Below are 636 nucleotides of genomic sequence, written 5' to 3'. Positions count from 1 at the left end.
CTGGGTGCAATCGAAGACTACCTTTACGCAGATGATGACCGGCGGCTGCGCATGTGGGCAATTGCGATCGGCGTAGCAATTGTCGGCAGCCACTTGGCTATGGCTTTCGGGTGGCTGGACCCCGTTGGAACAAGGTATCTTGCGCAGACTTGGAACCCACTTGGGTCGATCGTAGGTGGCCTCATGTTCGGTTACGGAATGGCCATCAGCGGAAACTGCGGCTATGGCGCGCTTGCAAGGCTTGGGGGCGGCGACCTACGATCCTTCGTCATCGTTTTGATCATGGGTCTATCTGCCTACGTTGTCATGTCCGGGCCCCTGGCCTATTTGCGCGTTTGGGTCTTCCCCGAGGAAATGGATCTTAGTGGCCCCCAGAGCATTAGCTTCCTTGCCGAACAACTGACCTCTATTCCAGCTTGGCTCATTGGCTCCGTCATCGGCGTTGCGTTGGTGATTTTCTCCTTGGCAAACCAGCGCTTCCGCCGCACTCCAGCACAGGTGTTCTGGGGATCTGTAGTTGGGCTGGCGATCGTATCAGGGTGGCTCGGCACGAATTGGGTGGCGACGCACGGTTTTGACGGTGAACCGGTTCAAACCCATACCTTCGCTGCACCCCTTGGCGACACAATATTCTAC

The 636-nt window shown here is 57.1% G+C and carries 1 protein-coding gene; it reads left to right on the top strand.

Annotated elements, in window-relative coordinates:
- Nucleotides 1–51: 51 nt before the first annotated feature.
- On the top strand, nucleotides 52–636 hold a 585-nt coding region (locus ACR0E6_RS22535; protein ID WP_480587580.1), incomplete at its 3' end, for a YeeE/YedE thiosulfate transporter family protein.

It is taken from the genome of Ruegeria sp. AP12, from assembly GCF_056540025.1.
The sequence above is the reverse complement of the archived record's forward strand: the minus strand, read 5'-3'. Positions and strand labels throughout refer to the sequence as shown.